The sequence below is a fragment of the Enterobacter sp. Taxon_8 genome (assembly GCF_058354585.1).
The window spans coordinates 1,704,431-1,729,031 of the sequence record NZ_CM177989.1 but is presented as its reverse complement, the minus strand read 5'-3'; the positions used below and the strand labels follow the sequence as shown (position 1 = coordinate 1,729,031).

Annotated in this window: 24 protein-coding genes and 3 tRNA genes; 7 read left to right on the top strand and 20 right to left on the bottom strand. The window is 53.1% G+C overall.

Annotation, left to right across the window (positions count from 1 at the left end):
- Positions 1-9: 9 nt before the first annotated feature.
- The 6 genes from AC4IBF_RS08175 to AC4IBF_RS08150 form a co-directional block, all read right to left on the bottom strand.
- Entirely contained in the window at positions 10-726 is a 717-nt protein-coding gene (locus tag AC4IBF_RS08175; protein WP_143345271.1) for a T6SS immunity protein Tli3 family protein, read from the bottom strand.
- Positions 727-729: 3 nt separating this feature from the next.
- Positions 730-1,425, bottom strand: coding sequence for a T6SS immunity protein Tli3 family protein (locus AC4IBF_RS08170; RefSeq protein ID WP_133294708.1), 696 nt, complete (start codon positions 1,423-1,425; stop codon positions 730-732).
- Between the two features lie 3 nt (positions 1,426-1,428).
- Positions 1,429-2,124 (bottom strand): T6SS immunity protein Tli3 family protein, encoded by a 696-nt coding sequence (locus AC4IBF_RS08165; protein ID WP_133294709.1) that lies wholly within the window; start codon positions 2,122-2,124, stop codon positions 1,429-1,431.
- Positions 2,125-2,133: 9 nt separating this feature from the next.
- Entirely contained in the window at positions 2,134-4,269 is a 2,136-nt protein-coding gene (locus AC4IBF_RS08160; RefSeq protein WP_491463254.1) for a T6SS effector phospholipase Tle3 domain-containing protein, read from the bottom strand.
- Entirely contained in the window at positions 4,269-6,779 is a 2,511-nt protein-coding gene (locus AC4IBF_RS08155) for a type VI secretion system Vgr family protein (protein WP_136195796.1), read from the bottom strand. The genes AC4IBF_RS08160 and AC4IBF_RS08155 overlap by 1 nt, the downstream gene beginning before the upstream one ends.
- A 377-nt stretch (positions 6,780-7,156) precedes the next feature.
- Positions 7,157-7,825: a YecA/YgfB family protein gene (locus AC4IBF_RS08150; RefSeq protein ID WP_133294712.1), complete on the bottom strand. Its 669-nt coding sequence runs from the start codon at positions 7,823-7,825 to the stop codon at positions 7,157-7,159.
- A 425-nt stretch (positions 7,826-8,250) separates the two neighbouring features.
- Between AC4IBF_RS08150 and AC4IBF_RS08145 the strand changes: the two genes are divergently transcribed.
- From AC4IBF_RS08145 to AC4IBF_RS08125, 5 genes are all read left to right on the top strand, one after another.
- A complete protein-coding gene (locus AC4IBF_RS08145) occupies positions 8,251-9,372 on the top strand; it encodes a branched-chain amino acid ABC transporter substrate-binding protein (protein ID WP_023312277.1) in 1,122 nt (373 codons plus the stop codon).
- 99 nt (positions 9,373-9,471) lie between these two features.
- A complete protein-coding gene (locus tag AC4IBF_RS08140; RefSeq protein WP_115875715.1) occupies positions 9,472-10,386 on the top strand; it encodes an ABC transporter permease subunit in 915 nt (304 codons plus the stop codon).
- An 11-nt stretch (positions 10,387-10,397) separates the two neighbouring features.
- Positions 10,398-11,672 (top strand): high-affinity branched-chain amino acid ABC transporter permease LivM, encoded by a 1,275-nt coding sequence (gene livM / locus AC4IBF_RS08135; RefSeq protein WP_149366619.1) that lies wholly within the window; start codon positions 10,398-10,400, stop codon positions 11,670-11,672.
- The gene (locus AC4IBF_RS08130; RefSeq protein ID WP_136195798.1) at positions 11,669-12,544 is read left to right on the top strand and encodes an ATP-binding cassette domain-containing protein; all 876 of its coding nucleotides are present in this window, start codon (positions 11,669-11,671) and stop codon (positions 12,542-12,544) included. Before livM ends, AC4IBF_RS08130 begins: the two co-directional genes overlap by 4 nt.
- Positions 12,541-13,257: an ABC transporter ATP-binding protein gene (locus AC4IBF_RS08125; protein WP_111964853.1), complete on the top strand. Its 717-nt coding sequence runs from the start codon at positions 12,541-12,543 to the stop codon at positions 13,255-13,257. The genes AC4IBF_RS08130 and AC4IBF_RS08125 overlap by 4 nt, the downstream gene beginning before the upstream one ends.
- Before the next feature lie 280 nt (positions 13,258-13,537).
- Here the strand turns inward: AC4IBF_RS08125 and AC4IBF_RS08120 are convergent, their stop codons facing one another.
- The 7 genes from AC4IBF_RS08120 to uvrY form a co-directional block, all read right to left on the bottom strand.
- The gene (locus tag AC4IBF_RS08120; RefSeq protein ID WP_063618094.1) at positions 13,538-14,215 is read right to left on the bottom strand and encodes a DUF2076 domain-containing protein; all 678 of its coding nucleotides are present in this window, start codon (positions 14,213-14,215) and stop codon (positions 13,538-13,540) included.
- 302 nt (positions 14,216-14,517) lie between these two features.
- Positions 14,518-14,604: transfer RNA gene (locus AC4IBF_RS08115), tRNA-Leu, on the bottom strand.
- 11 nt (positions 14,605-14,615) lie between these two features.
- Positions 14,616-14,689, bottom strand: a tRNA-Cys gene (locus AC4IBF_RS08110).
- Between the two features lie 46 nt (positions 14,690-14,735).
- Positions 14,736-14,811 (bottom strand) — tRNA-Gly (locus AC4IBF_RS08105).
- Positions 14,812-14,963: 152 nt separating this feature from the next.
- A complete protein-coding gene (gene pgsA, locus AC4IBF_RS08100; protein ID WP_008500348.1) occupies positions 14,964-15,512 on the bottom strand; it encodes a CDP-diacylglycerol--glycerol-3-phosphate 3-phosphatidyltransferase in 549 nt (182 codons plus the stop codon).
- Between the two features lie 56 nt (positions 15,513-15,568).
- Complete coding sequence (gene uvrC / locus AC4IBF_RS08095; protein WP_133294717.1) at positions 15,569-17,401, bottom strand: excinuclease ABC subunit UvrC; 1,833 nt, start codon at positions 17,399-17,401, stop codon at positions 15,569-15,571.
- Positions 17,398-18,054, bottom strand: a complete 657-nt coding sequence (uvrY, locus tag AC4IBF_RS08090; protein WP_111964857.1) for a UvrY/SirA/GacA family response regulator transcription factor — start codon at positions 18,052-18,054, stop codon at positions 17,398-17,400. Before uvrY ends, uvrC begins: the two co-directional genes overlap by 4 nt.
- Before the next feature lie 387 nt (positions 18,055-18,441).
- Between uvrY and AC4IBF_RS08085 the strand changes: the two genes are divergently transcribed.
- A complete protein-coding gene (locus AC4IBF_RS08085; protein WP_418885776.1) occupies positions 18,442-18,495 on the top strand; it encodes a hypothetical protein in 54 nt (17 codons plus the stop codon).
- A 25-nt stretch (positions 18,496-18,520) separates the two neighbouring features.
- Positions 18,521-18,745, top strand: a complete 225-nt coding sequence (locus tag AC4IBF_RS08080; RefSeq protein ID WP_008500345.1) for a DUF2594 family protein — start codon at positions 18,521-18,523, stop codon at positions 18,743-18,745.
- Between the two features lie 66 nt (positions 18,746-18,811).
- Here the strand turns inward: AC4IBF_RS08080 and sdiA are convergent, their stop codons facing one another.
- The 7 genes from sdiA to AC4IBF_RS08045 form a co-directional block, all read right to left on the bottom strand.
- Entirely contained in the window at positions 18,812-19,534 is a 723-nt protein-coding gene (gene sdiA, locus AC4IBF_RS08075; RefSeq protein WP_133294718.1) for a quorum-sensing transcriptional regulator SdiA, read from the bottom strand.
- Between the two features lie 221 nt (positions 19,535-19,755).
- Positions 19,756-20,508, bottom strand: coding sequence for an L-cystine ABC transporter ATP-binding protein TcyN (gene tcyN, locus AC4IBF_RS08070; RefSeq protein ID WP_008500343.1), 753 nt, complete (start codon positions 20,506-20,508; stop codon positions 19,756-19,758).
- Entirely contained in the window at positions 20,505-21,173 is a 669-nt protein-coding gene (gene tcyL, locus AC4IBF_RS08065) for a cystine ABC transporter permease (RefSeq protein ID WP_028013677.1), read from the bottom strand. The genes tcyN and tcyL overlap by 4 nt, the downstream gene beginning before the upstream one ends.
- Positions 21,174-21,194: 21 nt before the next feature.
- Positions 21,195-22,181 carry a D-cysteine desulfhydrase gene (dcyD, locus tag AC4IBF_RS08060; RefSeq protein ID WP_133294719.1) on the bottom strand — a complete coding sequence of 329 codons (987 nt, stop codon included), beginning with the start codon at positions 22,179-22,181 and terminating at the stop codon, positions 21,195-21,197.
- 106 nt (positions 22,182-22,287) lie between these two features.
- On the bottom strand, positions 22,288-23,088 hold the full coding sequence (gene tcyJ, locus AC4IBF_RS08055) for a cystine ABC transporter substrate-binding protein (protein ID WP_111964860.1): 801 nt from the start codon (positions 23,086-23,088) through the stop codon (positions 22,288-22,290).
- An 86-nt stretch (positions 23,089-23,174) separates the two neighbouring features.
- Positions 23,175-23,726: a flagella biosynthesis regulatory protein FliZ gene (gene fliZ, locus AC4IBF_RS08050; RefSeq protein ID WP_008500339.1), complete on the bottom strand. Its 552-nt coding sequence runs from the start codon at positions 23,724-23,726 to the stop codon at positions 23,175-23,177.
- 54 nt (positions 23,727-23,780) lie between these two features.
- On the bottom strand, positions 23,781-24,500 hold the full coding sequence (locus AC4IBF_RS08045) for an RNA polymerase sigma factor FliA (RefSeq protein ID WP_014170714.1): 720 nt from the start codon (positions 24,498-24,500) through the stop codon (positions 23,781-23,783).
- Positions 24,501-24,601: the final 101 nt, after the last annotated feature.

Sequence of the window (24,601 nt, the reverse complement as noted above, 5' to 3'; positions counted from 1 at the left end):
CCTTTTAAGTTAATAACTTTTCCGCCCAGCATCTATATCGCAGCGCATATGGTCCCAGCCGGTGTAGCCTTTTACTTCCGGGACTTTATCGGGGAGGCCCTGATAGTTCGTTTTAAACTGCGCCGTATTCTCTTTCAGACCTTGCTTGGTGATGTAGTCCAGCCCCCAAGCTGGGCCAGGAAATCGAGGTTCCAGCTTGCCGTTTACTTTGCTCCCCATACCATCATCCACGGTATACTCAATCCCTGGACCACCGGGCAGAATACGCGGGTCATCAAACGGTTTTGACGACATATACAGCCGGTGTTTCGTCTGTAAAAAACCCTGATCGTTGACGACTGTGAAAGAAAGAACGTCTTCATAAGGAGGACCATCATCACCATTTGGCTCATTGTGACCGGGTGCAATACCTACAGAATGCCAGGTTTGTCCGTAGTCTTTGGACACCATAAACCCACCAGCGCCCCAGCCTGTTATTGCAATATATCGTTCTGACGGATGGATAAATTTGCGGGTAAATAATCGGTAATACTGGCTGACTGGTTCGGTATGAATACCTCTCTTCGTATCCGTGTACCAGAGTTCACCTTCGCAGTCCCAGCCTTTCAGCTCCAGATAGCGATGATCGTCAAACCGATAAACCACCTGCGTCGGCGGCTCTTTCGCCTGGCAACCCGCTGCTATAAATACAGCTGCAGCTGTCAGACCTGAGCATAATCCTTTCATGCTTTATCGCCCCGCATCCATATCGCACCGCATATGGTCCCAGCCGGTATAACCCTTTATTTCCGGTACCCTGTCAGGAAGATCCTGATAGTTGGCTTCATGACTCATTATTTTTCCAACAAGTCCTTCTCGCGTGAAGTAAATCAATCCCCAAGCCCATCCTGGTGCTTCCGAAGTAATACTGTCTTTTTCCCCATTAGCAAGGCTATAAAAAATACCCGCCCCTCCAGGCAAAATACGCGGGTCATCAAACGGCTTTGATGACATATACAGCCGGTGTTTCGTTTGCAAAAAACCCTGATCGTTGACGACGGTAAAAGAAAGAACATCTTCCTGCTGTGGGGCATTCATTCCATTAAGATCATTTTCACCAGGGGAAAACAGTGCATCATGCCAAGTCTGACCGTAATCTTTCGAAACAAGAAAACCACTTACATCCCAGGTCGGAAGCGCAATGTAACGTTCTGATGGATGCACATATTTTTTGGTAAATATCCGGTAAAACTGGCTGACTGGCTCCGTGTGGATACCCCGCTGTGTATCCGTGTACCAGAGTTCACCCTCGCAGTCCCATCCCTTCAGCTCCAGATAACGATGGTCATCGAACCGGTACACCACCTGCGTCGGCGGCTCTTTCGCCTGGCAACCAACTGCCATAAATACAGCTGCAGCTGTCAGACCTATGCATAATCCTTTCATGCTTTATCGCCCCGCATCCATATCGCACCACATATGGTCCCAGCCGGTATAGCCTTTTACTTCCGGTACTTTATCGGGGAGGTCCTGATAATTGGCCTCACGGCGCATAACCTTTCCTTGTAAACCTTCCTGCGTAAAATAAACCATCCCCCAAGACCACCCTGGGGCATCTGGCGTAATTTCATCCATTTCACCGCTGTCTAAACGATATTTAATCCCCGACCCACCAGGCAAAATGCGCGGGTCATCAAACGGCTTTGACGACATATACAGCCGGTGTTTGGTCTGCAAAAAACCCTGATCGTTGACTACGGTGAAAGAGAGAACATCTTCATAAGGCGCACTATCATCACCATTGGGTTCATTTTCTCCTGGGACAAACTGTGCAAGTTTCCATGTCCGACCATAGTCCTTCGATACCCTGAAACCATCTGTCCCCCAAATAGGTACAGACATATATTTTTCTGAAGGATGAATAAATTTACGCGTGAAGATCCGATAAAACTGAAAATAAACCTGAGAATGTATAGCCCTCTGCGTATCGGTGTACCAGAGTTCACCTTCGCAGTCCCAGCCCTTCAGCTCCAGATAGCGATGGTCACTGAATCGGTAAACCACCTGCGTCGGCGGCTCCTGGGCTTGACAAGCCGCTGCCAGAAAAATAGCTGTGACCGCCAAGCCTGTACATAATCCTTTCATATCTAATCCTTAAGCCAGCTGGCTGTCACTTTTAGGTTTTGGCATTTCCCATTGCAATAATTTTACTTCCTGGAAATCTTCCGGCCTGGCGGTTCCCGTCTCAATATCCATCAGGTTACGTGATCGCGGCCGGATACCGGCATAATCATTTTTCACACCGAAGTCACCCGCAGGCAGCACCTCATCGGGTTTATTCATAAAATCTTTTGTAGAGGCCGTTGGCAATCGACCCGATTTGTAATATTCCCTCGCATATTGATTACCGCTTTGAGGATCACGCCAGTCTGCACGGTGTAACAACCCTTCCCAGAATTTACCGGCTTTGTAGTCAAACGACTTACACTGACCAATTGCAAGGTCGAACGCCATCGCGTGCGATGGTGCAAACTCGCTCATGACAATTGACGAATGCTGGCTGTAGCTTACCGGGTCAACTTTTTTCCATTCTTTTTCAAGTTCTTCACGGGTTTTCAGCCAGGTAATGGACAACACAGGGTAATCTTTTGAACCAGTTACTTCCCCGTGAATAACGGTATGCCCCCGGTCAAGGCTTTCCCCCTTCAGCTCATCTGGTGTTAAAACATGCCCAGGCTTCCAGCTAATACGCTGATAACTGTTAAGCATATACATCGCAGAATCCGTGCGCTTAATGGCACTGGCTTTAGCTGAATAGGATATGTAGGCGTCTGGGCTATCCGGGTCGATATAATACGTATACGGCTTGTCACTCGTTTCAGGGTCATTATCAGGATGGTTATCCTGACCCTGTAGTTTGAAAATAAAGGGCTCTGGCAATTCTTCACCGTTTATCACTACGTCATGGGCTCGGTAGCTGGCATTCGGGAGAAACGAATATTTTGCATCCCCATCTTTTCGTTGTGGCAACGCAAAGGGTTTAGTGTCAGGTGCTTTTCCTACTTCGCCATGCTGATAAAAAACTCGCTGGAACAGGTTAGGAATAACACTGGCTATTTTTTGGGGGATACCACCCCAGCCGAACCCCTGCACATTCTCAAGTGACACAACACCATCGTTCGGGCAGAAGTAGTTGTACACTTTGCCGTTGTTGTTCAGACAATATCGATCATCACCCCGCAGCGGGTTATCTGAAGGTTTACGCAACGTACAGGAGGCTTCCAGGGTCAGTAATTCATCCTCGTCTAATTTTCCTCCCCCTTTCCACTGGGTATACATCAGGCTACAGAAATTTTTGAATGTCTTCTGTCTGGCGGCATCCGTCTGTTGGTATCCGGGCTGAATATTTTCAGCCACGCGGGACTCCAGTGAATAAGGGGAATGATTCAGAATGACGCAGTTCACCGGATTCTGTCCTGCCTGTTTTACCAGCATATTTGCCAGCATGGTGATGATGGTCCCCTGGCTGTGCGCCACGATGTTAATAACATCATGTTTAGTTGCCTCTTCGGTTCGGATTTGTAAAATCAAATCAGCGAGGCGCTGGGCAGCAAAAAACTGATAGATTCGGTGGGGGTTTTCATAGATAGGGTGAGTGTAATCCCCGTCATTCATATGCAGTGATGCAAATCCCGCAGCCGCCAGAGCCACACCACCCGCCCCCGGCCCAAGCATGTCGGGAATATTGGTTGTGGCGTTCGCGAAGGTACCGCCCCCTTTGGCAAAGTTCGCTTCCAGCGCATTACCAAAGTTATCGTTCTGGTACTTAAACGCACCTTTTCCGTCATTACCCAGATCGGCTTTTTTATCAGTATTATCTTCCTGATAGGCATCGTACGGCAGGTGAGCCTGGTCCTTCAGCTTACCCACTTCATCCCGGTACTGCTTCTGATCTGCTTTATAGTCGTCATGCGTAACAGGCTTATACCCCCAGTAAAACGGGATAACCGGTGAACGCCCGGGACGGGTGATTCTGTAGTCCCCCCATTCATGGGTGTAAAAGTCTGTGCGGCCAAGACGTTTACTCAGGCCCGCGATAATGCCCTTCTCCTGGTTCTGGTACGCTTCGCCTACATCATTCACGCCGTGGACCAGAATAACGATCCCCGGCATCGGGCGCGGTACGCCCACACGGCAGGTCTGAGCAACTTCCCCCAAATCCCTGTGTACAGGAATATCCCCTTCTGATATTACCCGTGGCGCATACGGGCTTTTCCTCGCTTCCGTCATTACAGTAACTCCATTTTGTAGGTATCCAGGTCATCGGCATCGAGTAACGATGAATGACCGTTGCTGTCCGTGACACCCTCAACCACGTTTCCGGCCGAGCTGGTCAGCCTGAATTTTTTGTTTGCGAGAATTTGTTCCGGGTCATCTCCGGCGTGCAGCTGGTAGCGGAATTTGAATGCGCCCTTATTGAACGGCGGGACCGTGACCTGCGCGCTTTCCGGACCGTCATACTTCAGGTTGGGTCCTTTAAGTTCGATTCCCGTTGGCGAAAAGATGGTGACCAGCCCGTTCGGACTGACTCGGATCCCGCCGCCGCCACAGACCAGCTGTATGCCCTGTTTGGCACTGCCGTTCAGCTGCCCGGCGGTGCTCGCCATCGTGAAATCTTTCTGCGAGAGCATGTGCATGGCACCACGCTGGGCCTGCGTCGTGATATCCCCGGCACCGGCAATCATCTGGATGCCGAGCTTGCGGACGAACAGCGAGAGTTTTTCCCCCACGGTCAGCGAGAATTTTTTCACCACGTTCACGCTGGCATCCTGACCTGCTGTCGCGATCAGGTCTTTCCCGGCGGACAGCTGCAGGCTCTGCGGGGTGACGTGTGCGGCACCTTTTTCGGCATACGCCAGAATGCCCGGCCCTGTCAGCTGGTTCAGCACCCGGGCCAGCTGGTTTTGCTGATCGGTATCCACATTCCCGGCACCGGCCGTTAAGGCGCTTTGTTGCAGCGTCATCGCCAGCGACAATGCTTTTTCCAGCTGCGCGATGGCGGCCGTCATATCCAGCTGTTGGCCCTGCGCGCGGGGCTGGGCCTCTGTGGTAATGAGTACCCCTTTGGCGGCACGCAGCGCCATCCAGTCATCGGTGCGGGCTTCCACGCCCTGCCCGCGTTTTTTCCCCGTGGCATCGACCAGGTGGCCGACGCTGACCTGTCCCTTGCCGTGCTCCGTGGAAATCTTGATATGTTCCTCACCCCGGCGATCCTCAAGGCGGATTTTGTTCGAGGCGGCCGTGCGGATCACGTTGCGGGTATCGTTGCGGTTTGTGACCAAATCCGGATGGCTGCCGTCATGCATGACGTGCGCGATATACGGCCTGTCCGGGTCGCCGCCTTCAAAGGCGACTGCCACCTCCGTCCCGTCCAGCAGCGGGAAGTGAAACCCAAACACATCCCCGCCGTACGGTCTGCCCAGACGCATCAGCGCACTTTCAAAGCCGTCACGTTTTTCATCAAGGTCAAAATCAAACTTCACGCGGTAGCGACCCTGCGCATCGACTCCGGCATACGTGGGATCGCGATTAATGGCCGCTACGCGGCCGGGCACGGTTCCGGCTATCACCGGACGCGGCAGATAGTCCGGACGGTAGCTGTAGCCGTGCAGATAGGGAATGCCCTTCAGGACGGCGCGATAGTGCTCCGCGCGGCTGCCGGAGAGCGTCATCGTGGTGACAACGAATCCAGGCTTAAACCCGGCAGGAATATCGCCTGTCAGGTTAAACATCACGCCCGGCAGCAGTTCCGGATCGCTGGTCGTCACCCCCAGCACGCTCTGATTGTTCAGCAGACGCTCATAGCGCAGGCGCGCGTAAAACGTAGCCGTTTCCGCCTCCTGTCCATAAAAGTCGCCTTCACTCAGAAAATGATCGGCGTAGTGGTACTGTTTGCCGCGGGTTATCCCGTCAGGAATGTCGTTGTCGGTAAGAGTTTTATCCGCCTGCGGGGAAAACGGATCGCGATAGTTGTAGGTGCGGACCAGCACGTTTTCGGGAATGAGCTGGTAGCGCTCTTCAAGCTCGGTAACGTACTCTTCATGACTGGTCATGCCCGAATTAGGAACGTATGGCAGCTTTTTATCGCTGAATACGTAGCGACGGCCCCCGTCGCCAAAAATCACCACCGTTTCGGCCGGTACCTTGTCGTGATTTTCAAAGCGAAACCAGATCCCGACTTCGGCCAGCAGGCGGCGGATAAACTGGAGATCGGTTTCTTTCCACTGGATAACCATTTCCCGCAGCGGATAGCTGAAGCCCAGCTGGTCGAAATCGATGTTGTAACCCTGAAAATACCCGCTGTCCTTCATTAACTTCGTGACAAGCTCAGGCACGGTCATGTCCATGTACACGGCCGAACGGTAATTTCGGCCCATCAAGGCCAGTTCATGCTCCAGCACACATTCATACAGCGTTTCATCGGCGGACGACTTCAGACGGGAAAATGACGTGATTACGCCATTTATCTGCCGCACCGGCAGCCAGGGATCCTGATGATGCCAGCCTGCTCTCGGATTCGGGGCACGCAGAATAAACTCGGCCATCTGGTTAAGGACGTCTTTAACCGCGATGTTCGGTGTTGAGCTGGTAAAGCGAATAGTATAACGGTAAGGTTTACTGAGTTCTTCTTCCCCGCTAAACGAGAGAACATCAGATAAAACGGTTTTATTTCTGGGAAAATAAAGTAAATAACGATTCAGTGTATCCTGATATTGAACCGTGTCTGATTGTCCTGCCATCGTCAATTATCCTTTTGAACAACCGATAAGATTAATCAAAATATACGCCCGGAGGCCGAACATTAAAACCTTATTTCACAGGAAGGGATAAAGGATTTAATTTATTCAACGCATAAATAAGCGCAAAATAAACATTCATGAATTAAATGAAAAGATAAACACCAGAAAGATATATGACAATACAAGAATACAACTAAGCACTTCGGGGTGTATAGATCAAAGATATTCGATGAGCAACAATAGACATTCAGCTTATTCTCGGTCTGCTACGCCTTGCCATATAAGGGGCCTCGACGGCCCCTTATATCGTTCACAGGTTAAGAACGTATTACCTTCTACTGGTCTTAAGGTGAACGAACCAAAGCCACAAAAATGTTTCAGTGCAAACAGCAGCTCTTAAACTTCTTCCCGCTGCCGCAAGGACACGGATCGTTACGCCCGACCTTCGTGCCGTTCACAATCGGCTTCTTCGCTTCCGGCTGCTGCGGGTTGTTTACCCAGTAATTATACAGGCGCAGCGCCGCAGGCTGGATGCTCTCGATGCTGGCGATATATTCCTCTTCGGACAGTTCATCCAGCTTGTCGCTGTTCTCTTCCGTCCCGTGCAGCGCAATCACATCAAGATCGGCCTTCAGGGCTTCCGGCAAGGCTGACCAGTCCGTCAGAGCCACACCGCGCATGTAGCCATAGCACCACTCTTCCACCACGGTATAACTCTCACCGTCCACATCGTTATAGCCAAACATCGGTTCGAACTGATCCGGGTATTCGCTCAGACGCTCGGCAATATCGTTCATGTGCTTAAAGCAGAGATCGATAAAACGGTTCATCTCACGATCGTTTTTCCAGCGCGGAATGTACTTCTCGCCCCCCCACACCGCCACCAGCCAGGCATCTGGCTCAACGACAACAGGACCGGAAAGCACTGCGGTAAGCATGCCGTCCAGTTCGGACACGTCAATCACGGACGCGTCATCATGACCGTAAGACATTAACGTCTCTTCAAGCCACGCCATTTCGCTTTCATTCAATGGGCCTTCAGTCATCGCTGATACTCCTGCAAAAAAGGAAACGATCCTAACACATATCTCACCCCTCTCCGGGCTGAAGTTTAGGTCTTTATTGCTGCAAAAACGTGCAAACCGTGACCTTTGCACAACTTATGGGCTTTATTGTTAACGATATGTGATCTCCGCTGTAATTTCTTCTCCTCCCCTAAGGCGGCATAACGCGGCGCTCTATACTCAAACATGTCACATGCCCGTCAATGGGTTAACCATTCTGGCAACGTTTTTGCTTAACGTTCTTCGCGCGTCTCTGCGCAGGGAAATCTCGCCGTAATATGCAGGATGCCGTCTGTATCTTGTTCGTTTAGTGCATTTTGTTCTTGCTCGTGTTTCGGATTGGCTGCGCCGTCGGGCGTTCGGGTTTACGCCGTGGTGCAAAAACCTCTTTGCTAAGGAACATAATAATGTCGCTGAAATTTATCAGAACTCCTCTTTCTCTTGTGTTGGCCGGTTGCCTGGTGACGGCGTTTTCCGCCCGGGCAGATATTGTGATTGGCGTGGCCGGGCCGTTCACGGGTCCGAATGCCACCTATGGCGATCAGTACTGGCACGGCGCAACGCAGGCCGCTGAAGACATTAATGCCGCAGGCGGCATTAATGGCGAGAAGATCAAACTGGTTCAGGGGGATGATGCCTGCGAGCCCAAGCAGGCCGTGGCCGTCGCTAACCGTTTAGTTGACCAGGATAAAGTCAACGCCGTGGTCGGCCATTTCTGCTCCTCTTCCACCATGCCCGCCTCCGAGGTGTATAGCGACGCAGGTATTATTGCGATTACCCCCGGCTCCACTAACCCGCTGATTACCGAACGCGGTATGAGCGACATGTTCCGCATGTGCGGCCGCGACGACCAGCAGGGCCAGGTTGCCAGCGACTTCATCATCGACAAGCTGAAAGCCAAGCGCGTGGTGATTATTCACGACAAAGACACCTATGGTCAGGGTCTGGCTGACGCCACCAAAGCGGCGCTGGCGAAACGCGGGGTTCAGGATGTGATGTACGAAGGGTTATCCCGCGGTGAAAAAGACTTTAACGCGCTGGTCACCAAGATCGGCGCGCAAAAACCGGACGTCGTATTCTTCGGTGGCTGTCACCCGGAAGCCGGTCCGCTGGTTCGCCAGATGCGTGAACAGGGCGTGCAGGCCAAATTCTTCTCCGGTGACTGTATCGTCAACGAGGAGATGGTGACCGCGGCGGGCGGCCCGCAGTACACCAACGGCATTTACATGACCTTCGGTAAAGACCCGCGCCTGATCCCGGACGGTAAAGCGGTAATCGAGAAATTCCGCGCCGGTAAATTCGAGCCGGAAGGTTACACCCTTTACTCCTATGCCTCCGTACAGGCCATTGCCGCGGCCTTCAAGGCCACCGGCGGCAAGGACTCTGCCAAAGCCAGCGAGTGGCTGAAGGCCAATTCCGTCGACACGGTGATGGGCAAAAAAGCCTGGGACAGCAAAGGCGATCTGAAAGTGTCTGACTACGTTGTTTACCAGTGGGACGACAAAGGAAAATATAAGGAAGTGCAGTAACGGGACGGAGTCACGCTCAACGTCGGCGGGCCTACCCGTCGGCGCGTAATAAACATCAGGCTGCGCGTCTCGCGCGGCCTATAAAACGAGCGCGCTAAGATGAGTACATTCTTCCTGCAACAGTTAATCAATGGCTTAACGCTGGGTTCCGTCTACGGCCTGATCGCCATCGGCTATACCATGGTGTACGGCATTATCGGCATGATTAATTTCGCCCACGGCGAAGTGTATATGATTTCCGCCTATCTCTGCGCCATTGGCCTGGCGCTGCTCTCGTTCTTCGGACTGCAGTCCTTCCCGCTGCTGATCCTCGGGACGCTGGTGTTCACGATTGTGGTCACCGGGGTGTACGGCTGGACCATCGAGCGTATCGCCTACAAGCCGCTGCGTAACTCCACGCGCCTGGCGCCGCTGATCTCCGCCATCGGGATGTCGCTTATCCTGCAAAACTACGCGCAGCTGAGCCAGGGCCCGCGCCAGCAAGGGGTGCCGACCATGCTGGACGGCGTGATTCGCCTGCATCTGGGCGACGGGTTCGTGCAGATAACCTACACCAAAGTGTTTATTCTGTTGGCCTCGTTTGCCGGCATGCTGGTGCTCACCTGGATAATCAATCGTACCCGGCTGGGGCGAATGTGCCGCGCGGTCCAGCAGGATCGTAAGATGGCCTCCATTCTGGGGATTAACACCGACCGGATTATTTCGCTTGTCTTTGTTATCGGCGCGGCGATGGCGGGCCTGGCGGGGGTACTGATCACCATGAACTACGGCACCTTTGATTTCTACGTCGGGTTCGTGATCGGCATTAAAGCCTTTACGGCGGCGGTACTCGGCGGCATCGGCTCCCTCCCTGGCGCCATGCTCGGTGGCCTTATCCTGGGCGTGGCGGAAGCCCAGTTCTCGGGCATGGTGAACTCGGACTATAAAGACGTCTTCTCGTTCGGCCTGCTGGTCATGATCCTTATTTTCCGTCCCCAGGGACTGCTCGGGCGCCCGGTTGTGGCCAAGGTGTGAAGGAGAGAATGATGACATCACACGGCTTTTCACTTAAACGCTGCATGCTGGACGCGATCTTTTCCGGGCTGGTTGCGCTGATTATCTTCGGTCCCATCGCGGGCGTGGTGCTGGACGGGTACAGCTTTACCTTCGCCGGGCAGCGCCTGGCCTGGATGGTTGGCACCGTAATGCTCGGACGTTTTCTGTTGAGCGCCTTTTTAGGTACCGCCGCGGGCGCCCGTTTCCAGGCACGCTTCGAAGCCGATAGCGCAGGCGTATATGTCCGTCCACCGGAATACAAAAGCCGCATGCGCTGGATTATTCCTCTGGTGATTGCTCTTGCGATTTGCTTTCCGTTTGTTGCCACTAAATATGTGCTGACCGTCGCCATTCTCGGGCTGATCTACGTGCTTCTCGGTCTGGGGCTGAACATCGTCGTGGGTCTGGCCGGTCTGCTGGATCTGGGATATGTCGCGTTCTACGCGATTGGGGCGTACGGTCTGGCGCTGGGGTACCAGTATCTCGGCTTAGGCTTCTGGAGCATGCTGCCGCTGGCGGCGATCATGGCCGCCGCCGCAGGCGCCCTGCTCGGTTTCCCGGTACTGCGCATGCACGGTGACTATCTGGCCATCGTCACCCTCGGGTTCGGGGAGATTATTCGCCTGATACTGAACAACTGGCTGACCTTCACCGGCGGACCCAACGGCGTGTCGGCCCCTCCCCCCACTTTTTTCGGCCTGGAATTTGGACGACGCGCGAAAGAAGGCGGCGTGCCCTTCCACGAATTTTTCCACCTGACCTACAACCCGAACATGAAGTTTATTTTTATCTACGCGGTGCTGTTCCTGGTGGTGATGCTGGTGCTCTACATTAAGCACCGCCTGACGCGAATGCCGATTGGTCGGGCGTGGGAAGCGCTGCGTGAAGACGAAATTGCCTGCCGCTCAATGGGGCTGAATCATGTTCTGGTTAAGCTTTCCGCCTTTACGCTGGGCGCGTCGACCGCGGGCATTGCCGGGGTGTTCTTCGCCACCTATCAGGGGTTCGTGAATCCTACCTCGTTTACCTTCTTTGAATCGGCACTGATCCTCGCCATTGTGGTGCTGGGCGGTATGGGCTCTACGCTTGGCGTGGTGCTGGCCGCCTTTGTGCTCACGGTAACGCCGGAACTGCTGCGCAGTTTTGCCGAGTACCGCGTCCTGCTGTTTGGCATGCTGATGGTGGTGATGATGATCTGGCGTCCACGCGGTTTGATCCGCATCAACCGCAGCGGGTTTGCCGTGCGTAAGGGCGTCGCACCATGAACGGAACGATACTACGCGTTGAACATCTGATGATGCACTTCGGCGGGATTAAAGCGCTAAACGACGTCAACCTGGACGTGCAGCGTGGCTCCATTACCGCCCTGATTGGGCCAAACGGGGCGGGAAAAACCACCGTGTTTAACTGCCTGACGGGCTTCTACAGAGCCTCCGGCGGCAACATTTTGTTTAATACCCGCCATAAAACGACCAACGTCATTCAGGTCCTCGGGCAAAAATTCCAGCCCGGCGACTGGATTAACCCCGCGCAGCTCGGGCAGCGTCTTTTCTACAAAATGTTCGGCGGAACCCACCTGGTCAACCGTGCCGGGCTGGCGCGCACGTTTCAAAATATCCGTCTTTTTCGCGAGATGTCGGTCGTGGAAAACCTGCTGGTGGCGCAGCATATGCGCGTTAACCGCAATCTGCTTGCCGGGATCCTGAATACGCCGTCCTACCGGCAGGCAGAAAGCGACGCCCTGGACAGAGCCTTCTACTGGCTGGAAGTGGTAGATCTGGTGGAGTGCGCCAATCGCCTGGCGGGAGAGATGTCCTACGGCCAGCAGCGGCGACTGGAAATCGCGCGAGCAATGTGCACCGGGCCGGAAATGATCTGTCTGGATGAACCCGCAGCCGGACTGAACCCGGTTGAAACGCATAAGCTCAGCAGCATTATTCGTTTTCTGCGGGATCATCATGACATAACGGTATTACTGATTGAGCATGATATGGGGATGGTGATGGAAATTTCGGACGACATTATCGTGCTCGACCACGGCGATGTGATTGCCAGGGGGAAACCCGAGCAGATCCAGCATGATGAAAAGGTCATTGCCGCCTACCTGGGCACGGATGAAAGCGAGGTCTCCCTATGAGCGAACCGCTGCTGGCTTTTCGCGAAGTGGATGTCTTTTACGGCGTCATTCAGGCACTGAAGCAGGTCTCCCTCGAGGTGAATAAGGGGGAAACCGTGGCGCTGATTGGCGCAAACGGCGCGGGAAAATCGACATTGCTGATGTCCATCTTTGGCCAGCCGCGTATTCGCAGCGGGCAGATCCTTTTCGGCGGTGAAGATATCAGCCATAAATCCACCCACTACGTCGCGTCCGGCGGCATTGCGCAGGCGCCGGAAGGCAGACGAATTTTTCCGGATATGACCGTTGAAGAGAATCTGCTGATGGGGACCATCCCCATCGGCAGCCAGTTTGCGGCTGAAGATATGCAAACCATGTTTGACCTTTTCCCTCGCCTGAAAGAGCGGCGCAAGCAGCGCGCGATGACCATGTCCGGTGGCGAACAGCAGATGCTGGCGATCGCCCGGGCGCTGATGAGCCGTCCGAAGCTGCTGCTGCTGGATGAACCGAGCCTCGGTCTGGCGCCGATTGTGGTGAAACAGATCTTCCAGACTCTGCGCGAGCTGGCCCGTAACGGCATGACTATCTTTCTGGTGGAGCAGAATGCGCATCACGCGTTGAAGCTCTCTGACCGCGGGTATGTGATGGTAAACGGACAGATCAGGTTGACCGGCAGCGGCGAGGAGCTGCTGGGGAATCAGGAGGTGAGGAAGGCGTATTTGGGCGGGGTGTGATTTGATACCTGCCGAATGCGCTTATACAGTGATGGACCATTTCGGCACATAAGGAATAGAAGAACTGGAGGATACCTTAGTCGATATCGCCTCTTTATTTAGATTGCTTCCGGCAATTCTTACAGGTTTGCTAGTAAGGAAAGTAGTAAAACGAATCTAATTTATGAGCCTTCAGGGGTAGCGTCGAAGGATTCTTTTGACCCGGAAACGCAAAACCCCTAATCGTAGGATATCCAACTTTCGGGGTTCACTTCATTTCGGTAGTCACACGATAACGTCGTTAAATAAAACTGTCGTCGTCATTGCTGTAGTCGTCATCTACATCGTCGTTCTGCCAGACGTCGTTATTACTGCCGAACGGATCGTTCTGGTTGAGGAAACGGGTGTCAGAGACGTTATTAACATCGCCGTATTGATTACCGACAAACGGTTCACCACCGACGGGCATTGTCGGCTCTTCGATGATGTTCACGATCTCTTCCGGCCGCGACTGATGGAACATGCTGGTAAGCATCTCAGCAAGCGCGATGCCACCTGCCACGCCAGCGGCTGTCTGGAGCGCGCCAGCCATAAAACCACCGCCGCGAGTAGCCGACGCTGGCGCCCGAGAGTAATCCTGCGCCGGCGGCTGTTGCGGCTGGGCATTCCAGCTGTTGTCTGGCTGCGGGTTACTTTTCCCGCCACCAAACAGGCCGCCGAGGAAGCTGCCGCCCGTCGAGGGTTTGCTTTTTTGCGCGGCTAATTCGCTTTCAAGCTCCAGAACCCGGGCCTGCAGGCGTTTCAGCGCCGCTTCCTGAATCAAAATCGACTGCGCCATATAGTAGGGGGCCGCAGGCTGCTGTCTGACAAATTCAGCGATCTGACGCTCTGCATCTGCATCCCGTTGGCTGTTTTGTTGTCCGGCCTGTTTAAGACGCTCGAAAAGGCCGTTGATAAGCTGCTGTTCTTCATATTGCATGACAATAACCTTCCGCTCTCCAGGGTGGATACCAACCAGTTTATCAGCGGCGGCAACCTGTGTCTGGTGAGTGAAATGTTTGTTTAAGATTGGTTGCAGGTTAGCTGAAAATCGCCCTGCTTCCCGGGCTTGATATTAGGGAGTTAGGCTTAACGTTCTGGTATGGCAGCAAATCCTTGGGCACAGCAGGATCGGGATGATGATGAGATATGATCACTTCGCGCTAAGCCAGGGGCACAAAAAAACCACCTTTCGGTGGTTTCACGACACTGCTTATTGCTTTGATTATTCTTTGTTTCCCATGGTAGCCGGAGTGGGACTTGAACCCACACAGCGCGAACGCCGAGGGATTTTAAATCCCTTGTGTCTACCGATTCCACCATCCGGCCAGGGAAGAAAGTGGAGGCGCGTTCCGGAGTCGAACCGGACTAGACGGATTTGCAATCCGCTACATAACCGCTTTGCTAACGCGCCGTAAAACTTTTCAAACTGACACCCGCTACTGCGCATGTCTTTAATCTGGAGCGGGAAACGAGACTCGAACTCGCGACCCCGACCTTGGCAAGGTCGTGCTCTACCAACTGAGCTATTCCCGCATGTCATCAAGTAAATGTCTAACCACTTGATTTCATTATCGTCCGGCTGACTGTGCCGCCGTTCGATGCGTTGCATTCTACTGATATGACGTTATGAGTCAACGTTATTTTTTGCATCCCCGGATCGTTTGCTGAAAATTACGGCGAAACGATCACTGATCAAGCAAATCCCCTCGGGCAGCGTTCAAATATTGCAGCATTGACCACAGCGTCAGCACTGCCGCTACCCACAGCAGGCCAATTCCCGCCCACTCAACCCAGGCGTTCGGACGCCAGAGCATCCAGACCAGCGCCGCCATCTGCGCCGTCGTTTTCACTTTACCAATCCACGAGACCGCCACGCTGCTGCGTTTTCCCAGCTCCGCCATCCACTCGCGAAGCGCAGAGATAATAATCTCACGGCCAATCATGGTTGCCGCAGGCAGCGTCACCCACCAGGTATGATAGTGCTCGGCCACCAGCACCATGGCAATCGCGACCATCACTTTATCCGCCACCGGATCGAGGAAGGCGCCGAAACGGGTGCTTTGATTCCAGCGGCGCGCCAGATAGCCATCAAACCAGTCTGTTACCGCTGCGATAAGGAAGATCAATGCGCACGCAAAGGGTGCCCAGACAACCGGCAGGTAAAACGCCAGCACAAAGAACGGGATGAGTACAACACGAAAAAGAGTGAGCAACGTAGGGATATTATATTGCATAGTGACGGTAACTATTTGTTGTCAGTAAAATTTAGCTCTATGTTGCTACAGAGCCCTCAATGTTTCAACGAGTAGTAGATCTTTTCTGCCAGCCCTTGCGAAATACCCGGCACTTTTGCAATTTCCTCCATGCTGGCGTTGAGTAATCCTTGCAATCCGCCCATATATTTCAGCAGCATCTGGCGACGTTTTGGCCCCACGCCTTCAATCGTTTCCAGGCTACTGGTATTTTTCACCTTCGCCCGTTTTTTGCGGTGACCGCTGATGGCATGATCGTGTGATTCATCGCGAATATGCTGGATGACGTGAAGCGCCGGCGAATCCGGCGGCAGGCTGAAGCCCTCACCTTCCGGCTCGAAGAAGAGTGTCTCCAGCCCGGCCTTACGATCGGCCCCTTTTGCGACACCCAGCAGCAGCGGATGTTTTTTATCCCAGCTGACATCAAGCGATTCAAATACCGCTTTCGCCTGCCCGAGCTGTCCTTTCCCACCGTCAATCAGGATCACATCCGGGATTTTGCTCTCCTCAATGGCTTTACCATAGCGACGACGCAGAACCTGATTCATCGCCGCATAGTCATCGCCCGGCGTGATGCCGGTGATGTTATAGCGACGATACTCGGCGCGCAGCGGGCCGTTAGCATCGAACACCACGCAGGACGCCACCGTCTGTTCCCCCATCGTATGGCTGATGTCGAAACACTCCATCCGTTTCACTTCCGGCAGCTTCAGCAGCGTTGCCAGGGCCGTTAAACGCTGGTGCACCGTCGACTGCTGCGACAGCTTAGTGGTGAGCGCCGTCGCCGCGTTGGTGCGTGCTAGCTTCAGATAACGCGCACGATCGCCGCGCGGTTTGGTTTGTACATTGACCCGACGCCCCGCCAGCTCAGAGAGCGACTCGCCCAGCAGGGTTTTATCGTCAAGATTAAAATCGAGCAGGATCTCAGAAGGCAGCGTGCGCATCTGGCTCCCCTGCAGATAGAACTGGCCGACAAAGGTTTCCACCACTTCACCCAGTTCGGTACCGCCAGGCACTTTCGGAAAATAGCTGCGGCTGCCGAGCACTTTGCCCTGGCGAATAAACAGCACGTGCACGCAGGCCATCCCGGCGTCAAAGGCTACGCCGATAACGTCGAGATCGTCACCGGTATTCGAGACAAACTGTTTCTCAGTGACTCTGCGCACCGCCTGGATTTGGTCGCGGATCCGTGCGGCCTCTTCGAACTCGAGTGCGGCACTGGCTTTTTCCATCCGCGCGATAAGCTGCGTTAAGACCTGATCGTCTTTTCCTGCTAAGAACAGGCGCACATACTCCACCTGCTGAGCATACTCCTCTTCACTCACCAGCCCGGCTACACACGGCCCCAAGCAGCGACCAATTTGGTACTGCAGGCACGGGCGCGAGCGGTTACGGTAAACGCTGTTTTCACACTGGCGGATTGGGAAGATTTTTTGCAGCAGCGCCAGCGTTTCACGCACGGCATAGCCGTTAGGGAACGGCCCGAAATATTCACCCTTTGCATGTTTCGCACCGCGGTGCATGGCGAGGCGCGGATGGGTGTCGCTGCTCAGAAAAATAAACGGGTAGGATTTATCATCACGCAACAGGACGTTATAGCGCGGCTGGTAGAGCTTAATATAGTTGTGCTCTAACAGCAGCGCTTCTGTCTCCGTGTGCGTGACGGTGACATCAATATTCTGGATGAGTGAGACCAGCGCTTCGGTCTTACGGGAGGCCAGGTTGCTGCGAAAATAGCTGGAGAGACGTTTTTTAAGATCTTTTGCCTTCCCCACGTAGATAACCGTACCGCCAGCGTCATACATGCGATAGACGCCAGGCTGGCTGGTTACGGTTTTCAGAAATGTTATTGAATCGAACACATCACTCACTGACTTAACAACGTCTCCGCATTACACAAACCATGCCGGATGGCCAGATGCGTCAGTTCCACATCACCATGAATGTTCAGTTTACTGAACATACGGTAACGATAGCTGTTGACCGTTTTCGGGCTGAGATTCAGCTGTTCCGAGATCTCATTCACCTTCTGACCTTTAGTGATCATCAGCATAATCTGCAATTCACGCTCGGACAAACTGGCAAACGGTGATTCGGTTTTCTCGGGCTCGATCTGGCTCAGGGCCATCTGCTGTGCGATGTCGGAAGCAATGTAACGCTGTCCGGCATACACGGAACGGATCGCATTGACGACCTCCTGCGGCGCAGCACCTTTACTCAGGTAGCCCGCGGCGCCCGCCTGCATCACTTTCGCGGGCAGTGGGTTTTCGGTATGCACGGTCAGCATGATGACTTTTGTATCAACAAAAGTACGCGCGATTTTGCGTGTTGCTTCAAGACCACCGATACCGGGCATGTTCATATCCATCAGTACCACATCTGCCGAGTTTGTGCGGCACCATTTTACCGCATCTTCGCCACAGCACGCCTCACCGGCAACTTTAATACCTTTAATATCTTCAAGAATGCGTCGTATCCCTGCGCGCACCAGTTCGTGGTCATCAACAAGAAGGACGTTGATCAAAGGAAATGTCTCCAGAATAGGGATAACGCTACTGAGTGATAATTTGGTTTATATTAACGGTTTTCCTCACAAGATTAAAACGTTAAAAAACCGGCTATTCGATTTTGCTCTCGTTTTTGGAAATTAGGCTGTACAGTCCGTGGAAAGAGAGACCATGCAGTCAGGGCTTTTGCAGCTTTTTTTAAGCATCTGTATTCAAAAAGTTACAAAAAACTTGCAGGCTTTTCCTGCAAAAAAACAGATCTCAAATTTTTGTAACAATAATTAACGGCAAGCGAACCGGGCATAAACAATTAATAGCCTTTAACGGCGGTTAAGTTTACCGGTACGTTCTGTTTACGCAATTAAACACCCACGTAAAAGTACAAAAAACAACCACTGCATTTTTTGCTTCAGCTTGTGGTATACTCCGCCGCCTTGACTTTCGTCGTCGCGCTTTAGCGCCGTTTAATAATGAGGAAAATAAATGAGCACACCTGAATTTGCCACTGCGGAGAATAACCAGGAACTGGCACAGGAAGTAAACTGCCTGAAAGCATTGCTAACGTTGATGCTGCAGGCGATGGGCCAGGCTGATGCCGGTCGTGTGATCATTAAAATGGAAAAACAAATCGCGGAGATGGAAGACCAGGCTGAATCTGCGGTATTTGCTAACACCGTTAAGCAAATCAAACAAGCCTACCGCCAGTAACAAAAAACGGCTGGATGCAGTGCATTCAGCCGTTCCCTCGTCTGTCACGCAGAACGTATTATCCTGTCAGATCAGCCCCGTTGCCGCCGCGTAACACGCAATCTGGGTTTTGTTAGGCGCATTGAATTTCTTCTGCATATTTTTCTGATGGAAGTTAACGGTATTCTCTGAGATAGAGAGAATGATCGCTATTTCCGCTGACGTCTTCCCTTCCGCAGTCCATTTCAGAATTTCGCGCTCGCGTTTACTGAATTTCATTTCTGGCGGCATGACCATCTCATCTTCAAAACGCGTCAGAGAGGTTAAAGCCATTTGCACCAGCATTTGCAACCGCAGTTCTATTTCCTCATGGGCAAATGGCCCTTCCTTAAGACTCGTACGAGATACTGACAGGAAGCCAAGCGCGTGGTTAGGCAGCATCAGGCACTGCGTTATTCCCGCGCGTAAACCGTGGTCCTGGGCGCTATGCCATAATTCCTGCGCCTCGGCAAATAATGCGTCTGTCCAGGGTAGATGACCCTGGATGAAATTTTCCGCTTTTAAAACCGGATCGATAGCGAAATAGTTCGCGGAATGATATTGCGCCATCCACGGCTTTGGATAAGTAGTCTGCAAAGAGATTTTAGGGCGCGTAAAGGGCACGGGATGCCGCACGCAGAGCGCGTAATAATCGAATTCCAGCGCCTGAGTTTGCCTCTCTAGCTCCTGATATACCTCATCGGTACTCGTCAATTGCTGAAACCGGAGTGAGCAGTCCCGTCGCCAGTTGAAAAAGTCTGAATCCTTCATACTTACTAAATGAAGCCTCTGAAAAGATAATCATTATTATGGTGAATATAAACTAACACATAAAACTTTTTTCTAACTGCAAAATATCGGCAATAGCCCAATTAACTTTAGTATTCATAAGGTTTATCCGAGCTGGGCGGAATAAAAAATCAAAGGACGGCGCCCGTAGGGAGAATAATTTGCTCCAGCCTAAATTTCTGGAGCAAATTAGTGCATAAATGCTACTGCATGAGGAATTTTTCAAGGAACTGACGGGTTCGCGGCTGTTGAGGATTGGCGAACAGACTTTTCGCCGGCCCCTGCTCAACAATCCGACCCTGATCCATGAAGATGGCTCTGTCAGCAACATCGCGTGCAAAGCTCATTTCATGCGTTACGATCACCATCGTCCTTTTTTCCTGCGCCAGCTGGCGAATGGTGTTCAGCACTTCACCCACCAGTTCAGGATCGAGCGCGGAGGTCGGTTCATCAAACAGGATCACGTCAGGACGCATCGCCAGCGCGCGCGCTATCGCCACGCGCTGCTGTTGGCCGCCCGACAGACGGCGCGGATAGCTGGTCTCTTTTCCCGCCAGCCCGACTTTGGCGAGCAGTTCGCGCGCGCGCGCCGTCGCCTCCTCTTTTGGCTCACCTTTAACGATAACCGGCCCTTCGATAATGTTCTCCAGCACCGTTCGGTGCGGGAAGAGATTAAAGTTCTGGAAAACGAAACCGACATGCTGACGCAGGCGGCGAATTAAACCTTTCTGCTGGCTGATTGATTTCCCTGTATCAATCGTTATCTCGCCTACCCGGATGGTGCCGCCTTCCGGCTGTTCAAGCAGGTTAATGCTGCGCAGCAGCGTCGTCTTTCCCGAACCGCTCGGTCCGATAATCGCCACCACTTCCCCCTGCTCTACTTCCAGATCGATCCCGTGGAGCACCGTTTGACCGTGGAATTTTTTCACCAGGTTTTTGACGTCGATAGCACTCATTTTGGATCACGCTCCTGGCGGTTAAGCTGGTTTTCGAAGTAGTTTTGCAGAGCAGACAGTACCGTCGCCATCACCCAGTAAATTAGCGAGGCGGCCAGATACATGGTAAAGACTTCAAGCGTGCGCGAAGTAATAAGCTGTGCCTGACGGAAAAGTTCCGGAACCTGAATCGTTGCTGCCAGGGAAGTATCTTTCACCAGGCTAATAAAGCTGTTGCTGAGCGGCGGTAGCGCCACGCGCGCCGCCTGAGGCAGAATGGCCCGGCGCAGCGTCTGCCATGGCGTCATCCCGATACTGGCCGCCGCTTCCCACTGCCCTTTGTCAATGGAGGAGATGGCCGCACGCAGGGTTTCAGAGGTGTACGCCGCGGTATTGAGAGACAGACCAATCATCGCTGCCGGAATCGGATCCAGCTCGATACCAAACTGCGGCAAGCCGTAGTAGATCATAAAGAGCTGGGCGATGAGCGGCGTACCGCGAAACACGGAGATATAAAAACGCGCCAGCCAGCGCACCGGCAGGATGGGCGACATGCGCATTAAGGCCAGCACAAATCCCAGAACCAGCCCAAAGAACATCCCGCCGATACTGAGCTGTAACGTAAATACCGCACCTTTCAGCAGAAACGGCAGAGAATCAATAACCAGTTGAATACTTTCTTGCATTATTATTTTTCGACCTGATTTTTAGACATGAGGATGGTAGGCAAACAGAGCAGGCGCCCCGCCGGTATGGACAAATAAAATCGGCCCTTCATCCTTAAAGCGTTTCTGCGCAATGCCGTCAATCAGTCCGGCCATCGCTTTGCCGGTATAGACCGGATCGAGCAGTATGCCCTCGAGGCGCGCCAGCAGCTTCACCGCTTCCATGCCCTCTTCGTTAGGCGTACCGTAACCCGGCGCAAAATAGTCATCCCAGAGCAGAATATCGGCCTTTGCCTTCAGCTCCAGCTGCTCTGCGACCGCCTGCTGTAGCGTAACCACTTTTGGCTTTTGATCCGCGACGCTGCGGGACACCGTCACCCCAATAAGCTCGACGTCCGGCAGCAGTTGTTCGAGCCCCACCGCCAGCCCGGCATGCGTGCCCGCGCTTCCGGACGCGACAACCACGGAGGAGAGGCTCACTGCGCCCTCGCACTGCTGCGCAATTTCCAGCGCACTTTCCACATACCCCAGCGCGCCCAGCGCGTTCGAACCGCCGACAGGAATAACGTAGGGGCGGAACCCCTGCGCTTCCAGACGCGTCGCCAGCTCGTCGAGCTGGGCGGCCGGATCGGTCAACGCATCCACCATTTCTACCTGCACATTAAACAGATCCAGCAGCAGACGGTTACCGTTGGTGAGATAGTTTTCTGCCAGCGTGCCAATCGGGTTTTCCAGCAATGCCACGCAGTGGAGCCCAAGCTTTGCCGCCACGGCCGCCGTCTGGCGAACGTGGTTGGACTGGATGGCCCCGGCAGTAATGAGCGTATCCGCGCCTTCGCGCAGGGCGTCAGCAGCCAGAAACTCCAGCTTGCGCAGCTTGTTGCCCCCCATCGCCATCGGCGTCACGTCATCACGCTTAATAAAAATATCGCGCCCTAAATAATCAGAAAATCGCGGCAGGTACTCCAGCGGCGTCGGCGCGCCGATGAACTCCAGGCGGGGAAAGCGCGTTAAATTCTGTAGTGACATGGGTTCTCCGGTAACTCTGACAAAATGTGATATTTTTCATTATGCACGCAGACGCGAAAGAAATAAAAAAGGCGCTTTTAAAAGCGCCTTTTTTTACGGCAGAAACTTATTTCGTGACGTCTGCACCGAACCACTTCTCGGAGAGCGCTTTCAGGCTACCGTCTTTTTGCATGTCAGCAATCGCTGAATCAATCGCTTTAACCAGGTCTTCGTTACCTTTACGAACGGCAACGCCTGATTCCTGACGAGAGAACGCATCACCCGCTACCGCCAGGGTATTGTTGGTTTTCTTCACCAGATCCAGCGCGGCCAGGCGGTCAACCAGAATGGCGTCGATACGGCCCACGCGCAGATCCTGGTATTTCGTCGGGTCGTCATCATAGGTGCGGATATCCACGCCCTGCACGTTCTTGCGCAGCCACTCTTCATAGTTAGTACCCAGACCGACACCGACTTTCTTCCCTTTCAGGTCCGCGGCAGTTTTAATCCCGCCTTCGTTGCCTTTCTTCACCAGCGCCTGAATACCGGACACGGTGTACGGCGTAGAGAAGTCATATTTCTTCTTACGCTCGTCAGAAATGGTCACCTGATTGATCACCACATCAATACGTTTGGAATCCAGCGACGCCAGCATACCGTCCCACTTGGTCGGTTTCAGGGACGCTTTCACGCCGAGGTGCTTCGCCAGCTCTTCAGCAAACTCCACTTCAAAACCGGTCAGCTTACCGTCATCGCCCTGGAAGCTGAACGGAGGATAGGTTCCTTCCAGCCCGACCAGCAGCGTACCGCGCTCTTTTACTTTATTCAGCAGGTTTTCTGCGGCGAACGTTTTCACGCTCATGCCCGCAACCAGCGCAACGGCCATAACACCCATCAGCGCCTGACGACCCAGAAGTGCAAATTTCATAAATACCCCGATATAGTGGAATTTTTACGTAGTGTAGAGAAATCGCCTGCAACGTCAAAGGCGACTGCGCTACATCTTATTCTTTTTTAATATATATCAGAAGTTGTTCCGGCGTGGGCTTTCTGCTTTATGGCACCCGGCATTTGTACCTTGTATTGCGCATACTTGCGCAGCGCAATTCGGTAGTTGTTGGTGCTGGTCGCAGGCAGCCACGGCTCAAGATTTTCATCCAGATAACCGGTTTTCAGCAGATCGCGAGAAATATTGTTTACGGTCAGATGTTGCCCAAGGCGGCGCAGGCGAACGACATATTCGCGAACGGTGCCGTGGCTCATCTCCGTTTGTTCAAACAGGAACTGTTTGAAGCCGATAATATCGAAGAAGTCGCTTTGCTCTTTGCAGTGGAGATCCCCACAGAAACGGCAAAGCGCCACCCACTCTTTTTGCTCTTCGAGCCATGCTGCTTCGTCCATCAACGTGTCGAGACGCGAAATCGCAATCTTATTGACGATTTCGCCCCGGCGAACCAGCGTGATACGATCGAGTAACTTGTTACAGTGGGCGCAATGCGTCTGGCTGTGTTTAAAGTCTTTCAGGTAGCGGCTTAAAGGCCGTCTTTTAGATTGCTGCACCGTCATGATAACTCCTGGTTGTCAATACGTTGTGCGGCATTTTTAAGGTGAATCAATCACCTATAACTTACCCAGCTTGGTTCGTAAGCGTTTAATGGCCTGGCTGTGCAGCTGGCTCACCCGCGACTCTCCCACCTCCAGAACAGCGCCAATCTCTTTGAGGTTAAGCTCTTCCTGGTAATAAAGGGTCAATACCAGCTGTTCGCGTTCAGGCAGAGCTTCAATAGCCTCCATGACGCGCTGGCGTAAATTCCCTTCCATTAAATGGTGTAACGGGTTTTCCTGCTGGTGCTCGTCCGTCACCAGCTCGATGCTATCGCCATGCTCTTCTCGCCACTCGTCATATGAGAAGAGTTGGCTATTATTGGTATCGAGCAACATCTGACGATACTCTTCAACAGCAATGCCAAGACGTTCCGCCACTTCGGTTTCCGTTGCGTTACGTCCCAGTTCCTGTTCCAGCTGCCCCATCGCATGCGCCACTTCGCGCGCGTTGCGGCGAACACTGCGCGGCACCCAGTCGCGGCTGCGCAGCTCGTCCAGCATCGCACCACGAATACGCTGAACTGCGTAAGTCGTAAATGCCGTTCCTTGCAGAGCGTCGTATCGGTCAACTGCATTCAATAACCCGATACCGCCCGCCTGTAGCAGATCGTCGAGTTCCACGCTCGCCGGCAAGCGCACCTGGAGGCGCAATGCTTCGTGACGCACCAGCGGGACATAACGCTGCCACAGCGAGTGTTTATCCATTACACCTTCAGCGGTATAGAGTGAATTCACGATAAACAGCCCTGCGTTAGTTGAGTTATCGGCATGATTATCCGATTCTGCAGGGCGTTCAATTGGATGAAAAAGGGGGATAAAGTGAGGTTATTCTGAGG